General features: G+C 21.4%; 13 protein-coding genes. 7 read left to right on the forward strand and 6 right to left on the reverse strand.

Annotated elements, in window-relative coordinates; genetic code table 11:
- Positions 1–17: 17 nt before the first annotated feature.
- Entirely contained in the window at positions 18–1,733 is a 1,716-nt protein-coding gene (gene aspS / locus M3Y47_RS00615) for an aspartate--tRNA ligase (RefSeq protein WP_252839558.1), read from the forward strand.
- Positions 1,734–1,751: 18 nt separating this feature from the next.
- Here the strand turns inward: aspS and M3Y47_RS00620 are convergent, their stop codons facing one another.
- From M3Y47_RS00620 to pyk, 3 genes are read right to left on the reverse strand one after another with little or no spacing between them, the layout of a single operon-like run.
- Positions 1,752–2,534, reverse strand: a complete 783-nt coding sequence (locus tag M3Y47_RS00620) for a metal ABC transporter permease (RefSeq protein ID WP_252839559.1) — start codon at positions 2,532–2,534, stop codon at positions 1,752–1,754.
- Positions 2,535–2,575: 41 nt separating this feature from the next.
- Positions 2,576–3,283 carry an ATP-binding cassette domain-containing protein gene (locus M3Y47_RS00625; protein ID WP_434475808.1) on the reverse strand — a complete coding sequence of 236 codons (708 nt, stop codon included), beginning with the start codon at positions 3,281–3,283 and terminating at the stop codon, positions 2,576–2,578.
- Between the two features lie 42 nt (positions 3,284–3,325).
- A complete protein-coding gene (gene pyk / locus M3Y47_RS00630) occupies positions 3,326–4,783 on the reverse strand; it encodes a pyruvate kinase (RefSeq protein ID WP_252839560.1) in 1,458 nt (485 codons plus the stop codon).
- A gap of 245 nt (positions 4,784–5,028) precedes the next feature.
- On the opposite strand from pyk, the gene zwf reads away from it, so the two are divergent.
- The 5 genes from zwf to tsaB all read left to right on the forward strand — a co-directional run bounded on the left by zwf (position 5,029) and on the right by tsaB (position 10,584).
- Positions 5,029–6,504, forward strand: coding sequence for a glucose-6-phosphate dehydrogenase (zwf, locus tag M3Y47_RS00635; protein WP_434475817.1), 1,476 nt, complete (start codon positions 5,029–5,031; stop codon positions 6,502–6,504).
- 241 nt (positions 6,505–6,745) lie between these two features.
- The gene (htpX, locus tag M3Y47_RS00640) at positions 6,746–7,618 is read left to right on the forward strand and encodes a protease HtpX (RefSeq protein ID WP_252839562.1); all 873 of its coding nucleotides are present in this window, start codon (positions 6,746–6,748) and stop codon (positions 7,616–7,618) included.
- Between the two features lie 259 nt (positions 7,619–7,877).
- The gene (gene cspE, locus M3Y47_RS00645; protein WP_252839563.1) at positions 7,878–8,087 is read left to right on the forward strand and encodes a transcription antiterminator/RNA stability regulator CspE; all 210 of its coding nucleotides are present in this window, start codon (positions 7,878–7,880) and stop codon (positions 8,085–8,087) included.
- Positions 8,088–8,265: 178 nt separating this feature from the next.
- On the forward strand, positions 8,266–9,837 hold the full coding sequence (locus M3Y47_RS00650; protein ID WP_252839564.1) for a TerC family protein: 1,572 nt from the start codon (positions 8,266–8,268) through the stop codon (positions 9,835–9,837).
- Between the two features lie 90 nt (positions 9,838–9,927).
- Positions 9,928–10,584, forward strand: a complete 657-nt coding sequence (tsaB, locus tag M3Y47_RS00655; protein WP_252839565.1) for a tRNA (adenosine(37)-N6)-threonylcarbamoyltransferase complex dimerization subunit type 1 TsaB — start codon at positions 9,928–9,930, stop codon at positions 10,582–10,584.
- Positions 10,585–10,643: 59 nt separating this feature from the next.
- Here tsaB and minE read toward each other — a convergent pair whose 3' ends face one another.
- From minE to minC, 3 genes are read right to left on the reverse strand one after another with little or no spacing between them, the layout of a single operon-like run.
- Positions 10,644–10,895 carry a cell division topological specificity factor MinE gene (gene minE / locus M3Y47_RS00660; protein WP_252839566.1) on the reverse strand — a complete coding sequence of 84 codons (252 nt, stop codon included), beginning with the start codon at positions 10,893–10,895 and terminating at the stop codon, positions 10,644–10,646.
- 4 nt (positions 10,896–10,899) lie between these two features.
- Entirely contained in the window at positions 10,900–11,709 is an 810-nt protein-coding gene (minD, locus tag M3Y47_RS00665) for a septum site-determining protein MinD (RefSeq protein WP_252839567.1), read from the reverse strand.
- 42 nt (positions 11,710–11,751) lie between these two features.
- Complete coding sequence (gene minC, locus M3Y47_RS00670; protein ID WP_252839568.1) at positions 11,752–12,435, reverse strand: septum site-determining protein MinC; 684 nt, start codon at positions 12,433–12,435, stop codon at positions 11,752–11,754.
- 184 nt (positions 12,436–12,619) lie between these two features.
- On the opposite strand from minC, the gene M3Y47_RS00675 reads away from it, so the two are divergent.
- Positions 12,620–13,630: a methyltransferase gene (locus M3Y47_RS00675; RefSeq protein WP_252839569.1), complete on the forward strand. Its 1,011-nt coding sequence runs from the start codon at positions 12,620–12,622 to the stop codon at positions 13,628–13,630.
- Positions 13,631–13,639 lie beyond the last annotated feature (9 nt).

Raw genomic sequence — 13,639 nt, forward strand, 5'->3', positions numbered from 1 at the left:
TATTTTTAGGATTTTTTATGCGCACTCATTATTGTGGTCACATTAAGAAAAAAGATATTTCTCAAAAAATCACTATTTGTGGTTGGATACATAAAAAAAGAAACATTGGAAAAGTATTATTTATTGATGTCCGAGATAGATCAGGTATTATACAAGTAGTATTTATTTTTCAAAAAAATAATAAGTTATTCCAATTAGCAGAAACATTAAAAAATGAATCTTGTATTAAAATTTTTGGAAAAGTCCAAGAACGTTCTTTTAAAAATAAAAATTTAAATATAAAAACAGGAGAAATAGAAGTTATTGCTATTAAATTAAAAATTTTTAATTATTCCAAAAAACTACCATTCGATATAAATAATATTACTTCGAAAAAAAATAAATTAAAATTCCGATATTTAGATATTAGACAAACAAATATTCTTAATAATTTAAAAATAAGACATTTAATAGTAAATAATATTATTAGTTTCTTGAATAAAAATAAATTTTTAAATATTGAAACACCTTTTTTAACCAGTTCAACCCCAGAAGGAGCTAGAGATTATTTAGTTCCAAGTCGTATTTATCCAAAAAAATTTTATGCTTTACCACAATCTCCTCAATTATTTAAACAATTACTTATGATTTCAGGAATTGATAGATATTATCAAATTGTTAAATGTTTTCGTGATGAAGATTTACGAGCAAACAGACAACCTGAATTTACACAAATTGATATAGAAGTATCATTTATGAGTGAATCAAAATTACGATATCTTATGGAAAAGATGATTAGTCAATTATGGTTAAAAATAAAAAATGTAAAATTAAAAAAGATGAAAATAATGTCTTTTCATGAATCTATAAAAAAATTTGGAACAGATAAACCCGATTTAAGAAATCCTATCAAATTATTTGATATTCATAATTTCTTAAAAAAAGAATTTATTTTTAAAGATTTTGATATTAAAAAACATAGAATTATTTCTTTTAAAATACCGAATGGAATGAAAATTAAATCTCAAAAAATTAATTTATATGTAAAAGAAATAAAAAAAAATAATGTTAATTCAATACATATTCTTGAAATTAAAAATTTTACAATTTTTAATTTTCATACAAAAAAAATAATTTTTGAAAACATAAATAAAAATGAAATAAAAAAAATTATTCAAAAAAATCAACTCGAAAAAAATGATCTTCTTGTGGTAATATATGGATTTTCTGATTTAGTAAATAAAATTTGCGCAAAAATCAGAGATATAATAGCTCGAGATTTAAAAATAATAAATTCATCAGATTGGTCTTTTGTTTGGATAAAACATTTTCCTTTATTTAAAAAAAACAATAAAAATAGTTTTTCTTCTGTGCATCATCCTTTCACTTCTCCATTAAATAATAATATAGAAGAGTTAATAAAAAATCCAAAAATTGCCCTATCAAATTCATATGATATGATTATTAATGGACAAGAAATAGGAGGTGGATCTATAAGAATTCATAAAAAAAAAATACAAGAAATTGTTTTTAAAATTATTGGATTAAACAAAAAAATACAAAAAGAAAAATTTGGATTTTTTTTAAGATCATTAAAATATGGAACTCCTCCACATGCAGGAATAGCATTTGGATTAGATCGAATAACTATGTTATTAACTGATAGTAAAAATATTAGCGATGTAATCGCTTTTCCTAAAACGACTTCAGCTCGTTGTTTAATAACAGGAGCTCCACATTATTTAAAAAAATAAAAAAAAAATTTAATTTCTTTACTTTGAATATATCAAACTGAATAAAAAAAATATTGATAAAATTAAAACAATTATTGGACTGATAAGAATATGAAAATAATATGAAATTAATAATCCTACAGTAAAAGAAAATACGCTAATCATAAATGACATAGCAACAGAATGTTCAGGAGATGAAGAAAATCTTTGTGAAATAGATACAGGTATAATCAACAAAGAAGTCATTAATAAGACTCCAAAAAATTTTATTGCTAAACAAATAACGAAAGAAATAAGAAATAATAATAAAAATCTCATAAAAAAAGTATTGACTCCTTGTATTTGAGCTAATTCTGGATTAATAATAATTAATAAAAAATTTTCCCAAAAGAAACTTAATATTAATAAAATAATACTACTCATTAAAAAAACTCTCAAAATATCATATATAATAATATGAGAAAAATCTCCAAAAAAATAATGCGGAATATCTACTTTTTTATTTTTAGAAATAATATCTAAAAAAAGTGTTCCTAAAGATAAAGAGATATTCATTAATATGCTAATTATAGCATCTATTTCAATATAAGAATATTTTTCTATAATCAGAATACATGATAAAAAAATTAATACCAAAAAAAAATTTATATAAAGATAATCTATATTTATCATATAACTAATTGCTATTCCTAAAATCGATGCATGAGATAAAGAATCTCCAAAAAACGATATTCTTTTCCAAACTATTAAAGATCCTATTGGACTTGTTAAAAAAATTATAAAAATTCCAAGTATCCAGGAAAAAAAAAAGTTTTCATTCATAGAATTTTAGACTCCAGAAAAAACTTATTTAATAAAATATTTCAAAAATTATGTTGATGATTATGATGATGATTATAAAAAGAAAATCTTTGACTTTCTAATTTACCAAAAATTTTTATGAAACGCCTATCCTGAGATATTGATTCTGGAGTTCCTGAGCAACAAATATGTTTATTTAAACAAATTACTTTATTTGTTTTACGCATAACAAAATTTAAATCGTGCGAAACAATTAAAATTGTACATTGTAAATATTTTTTTATTTGATTAATTAAATTATACAACTTCATTTGACCAGAAATATCTAATCCTTGTGTAGGTTCATCTAAAACTAAAAATTCTGGTTTATTCAAAAAAGCATAAGCTAATAAAACTTTTTGAATTTCTCCTCCAGATAAATTATTTAAATTTCTATATATTAATTTTTTCGCTCCTAATTGTTCTAAACTAAAAAGAATTTGATTATCTGTATATGGATTTATTAATTTCATAAATCTATAAACTGTAATAGGAAAAGGAGTATTAAAACAAAAATTTTGAGGTATATATCCTATACGTTTTTTATGAGAATAAATCACTTTCCCAGAAGTTGGTTGTTCTAATTTTAGAATAATTTTAATTAATGTAGATTTTCCAGCTCCATTTGGACCTATTAATGTAATTATTTCATTTTTTTCTAAAGAAAATGATATGTTTTTTAATATATTCGTTTTATATCTTCGAAAATAAATATTTTTAATTTTAATCAAAACAATCTCTCTAATTTTTATTCAATAAAAAATTTTATATATTTAAACATTTTTTAAATTCTTTACCACTAATATTCTACTAGTATTAGTATTTCCAGTCACACCTCTCACATCTGCTTGTGTAATAATAACTATATCATGAAGTTTTAAGAATTTCTTTTTATATAATAATTTAATTGCTTCTTGTGAAGCTAATAAACCTTTACTTTTTGTATTAAAAAAAATTGGTGTCACACCTCGATATAAAGATGTTAAACGTAAAGTTTTTTTATTTTTAGATAAAGCAAAAATAGGTAATCCAGAACTAATTCTTGAGGTAATTAAAGCTGTTCTTCCTGATTCAGTCATAGTAATAATAGCTTTTACTCCTTTTAAATGATTCGCTGAATACATAGCAGACATAGAAACAATTTCTTCAATACTATCACAAGAAATATTAATACGATGCTTAGATATATTTATACTAGGAACTTTTTCAGCACCCTGACAAACTTTTGCCATTGCTCTAACAGTTTCAACTGGATTATTCCCAGAAGCTGTCTCTGAAGAAAGCATTACAGCATCACTTCCATCTAAAACAGCATTTGCAACATCCATAACTTCAGCACGGGTTGGAATAAGATTAAAATTCATAGATTCCATCATTTGAGTTGCAGTAATAACTACTCTATTTAATCTTCTTGCTGTTCTAATTAATTTTTTTTGCATACCAGCTAACTCAGCATCTCCAATTTCAATACCTAAATCACCGCGTGCAACCATAATTGCATCGGATTCTAATATTATTTCTTCTATTACTTGATCAGATTGAACCGCTTCTGCTCTTTCAATTTTTGCAATTATTTTTGCTTGACTGCCAGATTTATGCATTAATTTTTTTGCTTTTTTTAAATCTTTTGCGGATTTTGGAAAAGAAATAGCTAAATAATCTATTCGAATTTTAGATGCAATTAATATATCTTTTTTATCTTTTTTTGTAATAGATCCAGCGTTCAATCCTCCTCCTAATTTATTAATTCCTTTATTATTTTTTAATAAACCTCCTATTAAAACTTTTGTAAAAATTTTTAAGTGATTAACATTTAAAACGATTAACTGAATTCTACCATCATCTAATAATAAAATATCATTAATTTTTAAATCTAAAGGTAAATTTTTATAATTAAAACCTATTTTGTTTTTATTTCCTAATTTATTTTTATACTTATAATCTAATGTAAATAAGTTTCCTTTTTTTAAATATACTTGATCGTGTATAAATTTCGATATTCTAATTTTAGGTCCTTGTAAATCACCTAAAATAGCTACATTTTTTTTTGTATCTTCAATAATTTTTATCGCTTTGGAAATTCTTTCATAATGTTCTTTTTCTGTTCCATGTGAAAAATTTAACCTTAAAACATTCGCTCCAGATAAAATAATTTTTTTTAAAACTTTATCAGAATCTGTTGATGGTCCTAAAGTTACAACAATTTTTGTTCTTCTTATACTATTTTTCATTATAAATAACCTTTAAAGCTATTAAAATATTTTTTAATACAAAAATATTAAAAAAATTTTTTATACAAATTTTAAAAATTTTTAATTTAAAAATTGATTTAAATATAAAAATATAATTTCTAATGATTATTTTTATATAAATATTATATTATCAAATAATAAAGTCTATATATAATATATAATATAATTTAATTAAAAAAAAATTTTACTAAAAAAATAGTAAAAAATTTAAAAATAGGAAATAAATAGTGTTTTCTCAAAAAAAAATATCATATGATTTAGTTATCTTTGGTGCAAAAGGAGATTTATCTAAAAGAAAACTGATCCCTTCTTTATATCAGTTAGAAATATTAAATCAACTTTCTGAAAATACGAGAATCATTGGAGTAGGGCGAGCAGAATGGAAGAAAAAAGATTATAGAAAAATAGTTAAATCTTCTATCAAAGAATTTTTGAATAAAAAAATTATAAAAAAAATCTGGAAAAAATTTAAATCAAGATTATATTTTTGTAATATTGATGTTAATCACATATCCCATTTTTCTAAATTGAAAAAAATTCTATTTAAAAAAAAAAAAAATATTATTCATTATTTTGCAATGCCTCAAAATACTTTTGGAAAAATTTGTAAAGGTTTAGGAAAATATAAATTTAATTCTTCTCAAGATCGAGTAATTTTAGAAAAACCTGTTGGAAATTCTTTAAAAACTTCAAAAAAAATTAATAATATAGTAGGAAATTATTTTCAAGAAAAACAAATATTTAGAATAGATCATTATTTAGGAAAAGAAACTATATTAAACTTAATTGCACTAAAATTTTATAATTCGATTTTTTTTAATAATTGGAATAAAAATACTGTAGATCACGTACAAATTACAGTTGCAGAAGAAGTTGGTATAGAAGGAAGATGGGGATATTTCGATAAAATAGGACAAACTAGAGATATGGTTCAAAATCATTTACTGCAAATATTATCAATTGTTGCTATGTCACCTCCTCATAATTTAAAAGCAGATACTATTAAAAAAGAAAAATTAAAAATTTTACGATCATTAAGGATGATTAATAAAAAAAATGTAAATCTTTATACAGTGCGAGGTCAATATACTCAAGGATTTTATCAAGGAAAAAAAATTCCAGGATATATAGATGAAATAGGAGCTATTAAAAATAGCAATACAGAAACATTTATTGCAATTCAAGCTAATATAGATAATAAAGAATGGAATGGAGTACCTTTTTACTTAAGGACAGGTAAAAGATTACCAATTAAACATTCTGAAATAGTTATTTATTTTAAACCTGTAAATTATTTATTCTCAGAGAAAATCAATAATATTCCATTAAATAAAATCGTCATTCGCTTACAACCTAACGAAGGTATAGATATTTTTATTATAAATAAAATTCCTGGATTAGATTCTAATTATAAATTAAGAGAAGTGAAATTAAAATTTGATTATAAAAAAAGTTTTAAAAAATTTCGTTTATGTGATTCATATGAAAGATTATTATTAGAATGTTTTTTAGGTATACAATCTTTATTTGTTAGCAGAAATGAAATAGAAGCTTCATGGAAATGGATAGACTCAATTTTAAATGCTTGGGAAAATAATAAATCTAAATTAGAATTATATAAAGCAGGTACTTGGGGACCAAAAGCTTCTAGTAATCTTTTAAAGAAAAATAATAAAAGTTGGAATAAAATAATTTGTTAAAATAAATTAATTCATTTTATAAAATATTAATATGATGTGATATACAAAAATAAATACTTAAAAATAATCTTATAATTAAAAAACTTTTTAATAGACAATGTTTATAAAAATATTATATTAAATATATATGATATAATTAGAAAAAATTACAATTTTTATTGTACAAAAAAATTATAAGAATTTTTTTTTAAAATAAATATTGGGGATATTTTTTTTTTTTTTTTTTTTACAAGGAAAATTTATGATACGAATTTTTTTATTTTTATTAACAAACTTTTCAATTATAATTCTTTTGTTTATTTTATCTGTTTTATTTGGACTGCATAATCGCAGTTTATTATATATTATATGCTCAACAATTATAACCGGTTTTACTGGATCAATTATATCTCTTTTACTATCTAAGAAAATTGCTTTGTTTACAGTCGGAGGGAAAATAATTACTGAACCAAAAAATGAACTAGAAGAATGGGTTTTAAAAATAATTAAAAAACAATCTTTACGATTAAATGTTTCAAATCCAGAATTTGCAATATATGATTCTGAAAGTGTTAATGCTTTTGCTACAGGATATTCAAAAAATTCTTCTTTAATCGCTATTTCTTCTATGTTATTAAAAAATATGAATAAAAAAGAAATAGAAGCTATTATCGCTCATGAAATGTCTCATATTTCGAATGGTGATATGGTAACGATGACTTTAATACAAGGTGTTGTAAATACTTTTACAATATTTTTATCTCGTGGTATTGCTTATATAATTTGTAACATATTTTTAAAATCAGATACAACATCAAATAAAAATAAAACAGATTATGTTATTTTAACGTTTATTCTAGAATTAATCTTTGGAATAGCAGCAAGTTGTATTACTATGTGGTTTTCTAGAAAAAGAGAATTTTATGCAGATGCAAGTGCGGCTAAATTATCTAGCACTAAAAATATGATTTCTGCTTTAAAATCTTTACAAAATTATACAGATTTATCAAATGAACCTAAAAATGTTCATGCTCTATGTATTAATGGAAAAATAAATTCATTTCTAGATCTTTTTTCAACACATCCACCAATAAATGTTAGAATACAAGCATTAAATAAAAAAAAATATATGTGATTATAAAATTTTTTATAAACAATGGAATTTTTTATAAAATATATAAAATATTTTAATAAAAAAAAGACGTTTGGTTAAACATTGTTTTTTCATGAAAAATCCTCTATGATATTAAAATAAATAAAAAAAATGAAAAACTTATGATAAATATTTTATAAAAAAAATTTTTATTAAATTTCTTAAATGATTAATATCATAAAGAAATTTTATAAGTTTATATAAATATTTTTAAGAAATGCATTTCAAAGGGAAAGTAAATATGTCAAAAATTAAAGGGCAAGTAAAATGGTTTAATGAAGCAAAAGGCTTTGGATTTATTACTCCAGAAGATGGAAGTAAAGATGTTTTCGTGCATTTTTCTTCTATTCAAGGAGAAGGTTTTAAAACTTTATCTGAAGGGCAAAATGTTGAATTTGAAATACAAGAAGGACAAAAAGGTCCATCAGCTATCAATGTTTTTGCAATTTAATAAAAAAAATTTTTGAAAATTTTATTAAAAATTTTTAATGCATATAAAAATTTTTAAAAGACCTCTGTCTATCCAATACGGAGGTTTAAATAAATTTTTTAAATATATTAAATTTATTTAATATATTTTACTAACCAATTTAAAATATTATAATTAAATAAAATTCTTTTTTTATTTTATGGAGTGTTTAATGGGATTACATTTAGACCCTTCTACTTTCATGAATTTATTAGTATTAATAATTATTGAAGTGGTTTTAGGTCTGGATAATCTAATTTTTTTGACTATTCTAGTAAAAAAGTTACCCCCGCAATATAGAAAACAAGCAAGAGTTGTTGGTTTATTTCTATCTCTATGTATAAGAATAGTTTTTTTATCCTTTCTTTCTTGGTCAACGTCGCTCAAAAACCCTTTTTATTCAAGTACGTATATTACATGTTCTGTTAGACAAGTAATTTTCTTTTGCGGTGGATTATTTTTGTCTTCTATGGCTCTTATAGAATTATATAATAAAGCTTTTCATATAGATAAAAGAAAAGTAATAAGTAAAAAATATTCAAAATTACTACCAATAGTTTTTCAGTTAGTTGCATTAGATGTAATTTTTTCATTAGATTCTATTATTACTGCAATTGGCATAATGAATAACATAATATTAATGAGTGTTGCAGTAACAATATCAATGTTTTTCATGCTGTTAGTTGCCAAACCATTAAAAAGATTCATGGATAAATATCGTGCAATTTTTGCAGTTTGTTTAAGTTTTTTAGTTATGATTGGTGTAAGTCTTATATTAGAATCTTTTACACTTATTGTTCCAAAAAATTATTTATATTTTGCTGTTGGATTTTCAATATTTATTGAATTTTTTAATCAAATCTCTAAATATAATCTTGCTCTATATCAACATAGCAGACCAATTCGAACAAGGATATTAGAAAAAGTTTTTAAAATTCTAAAAAGCACAAAAAAAAATAAAAAATTTTTACATTTACGAAATAAAATAAATAATATAAAAAATTCATCGATAGAAATGGTTCTTGATAAAGAAGAAGAATATATGATTTATAGTCTCTTAAATTTAGCAATAAGACCTATAAAAAGTATTATGACTCCAAGAGAAGAAATTTCTTGGATTAATATTAATGATCCAGAATCAAAAATTAAAAAAAAATTGTTAAAAACACCACATAATATTTTTCCTGTTTGCCAAGAAAAATTAGATAATATAATAGGTGTTATACAAGCTAAAAAACTTTTATCTGTATTTGAAAAAAAAGAGAATGTAATAAAATTCGCATCAAAAACTTTACCAATAATTATTTTAGATAATATTAATCCGATTAATTTATTAAAAATATTAAAAAAATCTAGAGGAAATATAATAATTGTAAAAAATAAATTTAATATAGTACAAGGTTTAATTACTCCATTAGATTTTTTAAAAGCGATTGCTGGAGATTTTCCAGATTCTGATGAAACTCCAGATATTGTAAAAGAAAAAAATAGTTGGTTAGTAAAAGGAAATACAAATTTACATGCTTTACAACAATTCTTAAATTGTAAAAAACTATTTATCAAGAAAAAAATAGTACATGCTTCAATAGCAGGATTATTACTTGAAAAAAAAGGATCTATTCCTATTCCTGGAGATGTTATAAAAATTTCTTCTTTTTATTTTAATATTATAAAAGTAAAAAATTATAAAATAGATTTAATTAGAATTACAAAAAAAAAAAAAAAAAAATAACGAAAAAATAAAAAAATAATAAATATAATTTATTCATGAAGTTCATGAATAAATTATATCAAGTTTTATTAAAAAATTTTGGAAAAAAAATTGAAATTATTAACTATTGAGAGTAGTACTAATGAAATATGTTCTGTAGCACTTAGAAAAAACCAAGAAATAGATTTTTTACAGAAGTTTTCCTATAATAATCATAGCCAAATCATTCTTAAAATAATTCACAAAATTCTAATTAGAAAATCTATTTCTTTAAAAGATATTAGTTATCTTGCTATTTCTAAAGGTCCTGGATCATTTACAGGACTTAGAATATCTATTAATATTGCTCAAGGATTTTCTACTGGATTGAAAATTCCATTAATTGGAGTGTCTACATTAAAAATTTTAGCAGAGCATGCAAGAAGAAAAACATTATATAACAATTTTATTGTTATTTTACAAGCTAATAAAAAAAATATATATTGGGGAAAATATTCTTTTTACAAAAAAAAATGTTTTCTTCATAAAAAAGAATTATATATTTCTAACGAATTAGCAATAAAAAAAATTGAAAAAATACAAACAAAATGGAAAATTATTGGCAAAATAAATTCAAACATGTTAAAAAAAATTAATTTAAAAAATTTTATTTCTGATATTTATCCAACAGCATTAGATATAATCCCATTTGCTATGGAAATTATTAAAACACACAGAAAAATAAAACAACAAATATTTCCGAATTATTTAAATAATAAAGTTATATAAAAAACATAAAATTTATAAAATATTTTTCTTTTTTACTTTTTCTTTAATAAAAAATATTTTTAATTTGGTAATATAACATTTAATTCTAATATTGAAATATTTTTTTTATTCTTTTCTAATTGTACTTTGATAGAATTTTGATCAATATTTATATATTTACAAATTACCTTTAATATATCTTTTTTTAATTTAGGAATATAATTCGGTTGAATAATATCTTTGTTTTGTTCTGCAATAATGATTTGTAATCTTTTTTTTGCAACAAATGCAGTTTTTTTTTCTCTAGATAAAAAAAAATCTAATAAAGTCATTTTTTTACATTCCAAATAAACGTTGAAAAAAATTTTTTTTTTGTTTAATAAATCGATGTGGAAGTTTTTTACCTAATAATCTTTTTACAACATCAGAGTATGCTTTTCCTGAATTTGAATTGGAATTTAATATAATCGGAGTTCCTTGATTGGAAGCTTTTAAAACACAAGAATCTTCTGGAATAACTCCTATTAATGGAATTCTTAAGATTTCTAAAACATCTTTCATACTTAACATATCTCCAGAACTAACTTTTTCAGGAGAATACCGTGTTAATAATAAATATTCTTTTACAGGTTTTTGTTTATTTTCTGATCTTTTAGATTTAGAAGAAATTATTCCTAAAATTCTATCTGCATCGCGTACAGAAGAAATTTCAGGATTTGTTGTAATAATTGCTTCGTCAGCAAAATATAAAGCTAATAAAGCACCTCTTTCTATTCCAGCAGGTGAATCACAAATAATAAAATCAAAATTCATATTTAATAATTCTTGAAAAACTAAAGATACTCCTTCGTATGTTAATGAATCTTTATCTTTGGTTTGAGAGGCTGGTAAAATAAATAAATTTTTTGTATTTTTATCTTTAATCAATGTTTGATTAACAGTTGATTCTCCTTGAATAATATTGATAAAATCGTATACTACACGACGCTCACATCCCATTACTAAATCTAAATTTCTTAATCCGACATCAAAATCAATAACTACAGTTTTTTTTCCTTCTTTCGCTAATCCCGTTGATATAGATGCACTTGAAGTTGTTTTTCCAACGCCTCCTTTTCCAGACGTCACAACAATAATACGCGTCATGAATTTTATTTTCCTTTAAAAATAAATTTTTTAAAAACATAATTATAACTTTTTTATATTGACAATTCCATTTTTAAAAATTACTTGTGCAGATTTATTAAAAATGTTTTTTGGAATAGAATCCATTAAACAATATTCTCCTGAAATAGATAATAATTCTGAACATAAATTTGTGCAAAATATTCTTCTTGTATTATCTCCATGGGCGCCTGCTAATGCTCTACCACTTAATTTTCCATATACATGAATGTTTCCATCAGAAATCAATTCTGATCCTTCATTGACATTATTAGTAATGATTAAATCTGAATTTTTTGCATAAATTGTTTGTCCTGAATGAATAGTATTTTTATAAAAAATACTTTTGTGAAATCTTTTTTGATTATTTTTTTTTTCATTAATTAAACTTTTAGTATTTGAAAAAATTGGAAATCCTGATTTTTGAATAATATCTTTTAAATAAAAATCGTAACAATCTACCACTCCTATAATTTTTAAACCATGAGAAGTGATCACATCTTTTATTTTATTCCAATTAGAATTTTTTGGTAATAAAGATAAATTAATCATTACTGGAGCATTTTCAAAAAATTCAGGTGATTTTTTTATTTCTCTAGTTAAAAAATAACTGATAATATTTATTTTATTACTAGTTAAATATAAAACCAAAGTAGTAAATACACTTCCCTTGAATTTTATAGGTGTTTGTTCATATTTTATATTCATAATAATTATTTTTAATTATTTTATTTTTTAAGACAGATTGAATTTTTTTATACGATTAAATAAAATTTTATCATATTTTTTACTTACAAATAAATTTAAAAACTTTTATTTAAAATGTACAATAAAATTATAAAATTTGAATATAGAAAATGAATATTTTATTAATAAAATAAAGGAGATTGCATTGAATTTAACCAATCCTAGTAAATTAATTTTAGATCATAAAAAAATATTTTTAAATAAAAAAATTTTATTTTCTGGAAATATACAAGATTCTTTACCAGAAATTTTACAAACAAAAAAAAGTATTATACATATTCAAAAATATAACTTTTTAAAATTTATTAAAAAAATTAAAAAAAAAAATATTTTTTTAAACTTTTTAATAAAAAAAAAAATGATCAAAAAATGCAATACTATTATTTATTTTTTTTCTAAAGATAAAAAAGAAGTTTATTTCCAGTTAAAAAAAATTTTATCTTTAGCAAAGAAAAAAAAAATTTTCGTCGTTGGCGAAAATAAAAGCGGAATAAAAAGTTTTATGAATTTTTTCAGGAAAGAAATTAATTTTAAAAAATTTTTATATGGGAAAAAATCCATTATTTATTATAAAAAAATAAATCATAAACTTCTATTTAATTTAAAATCATATTATAAAATAAATTATTGGAAAAATATTCCTATTAAATTTTTACCAGGTGTATTTGGTTATAAAAAAATTGATTCTGGGAGTGAATTATTAATATCTACTTTCTATAAATATAGATTTTTTAATAAAAAAGTATTAGATCTGTGTTCAGGTTCGGGAATTCTATCTATAGCTATTCAAAGTATAATGCAAAATAATGAAATAACTCTCTCTGAAAGTTGTTTAACATCTTTATCTTGTTGTAAAAAAACATTTTTATTAAATAAACTAAAAATACATGTGAAACGTAGTGATATATATTCAAATATAAAAGAAAAATTTAATGTAATTATATCTAATCCACCAGTTCATAACAATTTTAAAAAAACTAACTATTTTATTAAAAAAATAATTTTTGAATCAAAATTTTATTTAAAACCAAACGGAGAACTAAGAATAGTTTCAAACAATTCTATTTCATGTTTAAAGTATTTTAAAAAAAATTTTCAAAAATATAGAGTTTTAAAAAAAAACAAAAATTTTACAGTATATCAAGGTTTTAAATAAAAAATTTTA

It is taken from the genome of Buchnera aphidicola (Sipha maydis), from assembly GCF_024029855.1.
Classification (GTDB): Bacteria; Pseudomonadota; Gammaproteobacteria; order Enterobacterales; family Enterobacteriaceae; genus Buchnera_J; species Buchnera_J aphidicola_BI.

What these genes read in the sequence shown, in the direction of transcription:
- aspS (WP_252839558.1), top strand. Translation starts at nt 18, where the DNA reads ATGCGCACTCATTATTGTGGTCACATTAAGAAAAAAGATATTTCTCAA.
- M3Y47_RS00620 (WP_252839559.1), bottom strand. Translation starts at nt 2,534, where the DNA reads ATGAATGAAAACTTTTTTTTTTCCTGGATACTTGGAATTTTTATAATT.
- pyk (WP_252839560.1), bottom strand. Translation starts at nt 4,783, where the DNA reads ATGAAAAATAGTATAAGAAGAACAAAAATTGTTGTAACTTTAGGACCA.
- htpX (WP_252839562.1), top strand. Translation starts at nt 6,746, where the DNA reads ATGATACGAATTTTTTTATTTTTATTAACAAACTTTTCAATTATAATT.
- cspE (WP_252839563.1), top strand. Translation starts at nt 7,878, where the DNA reads ATGTCAAAAATTAAAGGGCAAGTAAAATGGTTTAATGAAGCAAAAGGC.
- M3Y47_RS00650 (WP_252839564.1), top strand. Translation starts at nt 8,266, where the DNA reads ATGGAGTGTTTAATGGGATTACATTTAGACCCTTCTACTTTCATGAAT.
- minE (WP_252839566.1), bottom strand. Translation starts at nt 10,895, where the DNA reads ATGACTTTATTAGATTTTTTTTTATCTAGAGAAAAAAAAACTGCATTT.
- minD (WP_252839567.1), bottom strand. Translation starts at nt 11,709, where the DNA reads ATGACGCGTATTATTGTTGTGACGTCTGGAAAAGGAGGCGTTGGAAAA.
- minC (WP_252839568.1), bottom strand. Translation starts at nt 12,435, where the DNA reads ATGAATATAAAATATGAACAAACACCTATAAAATTCAAGGGAAGTGTA.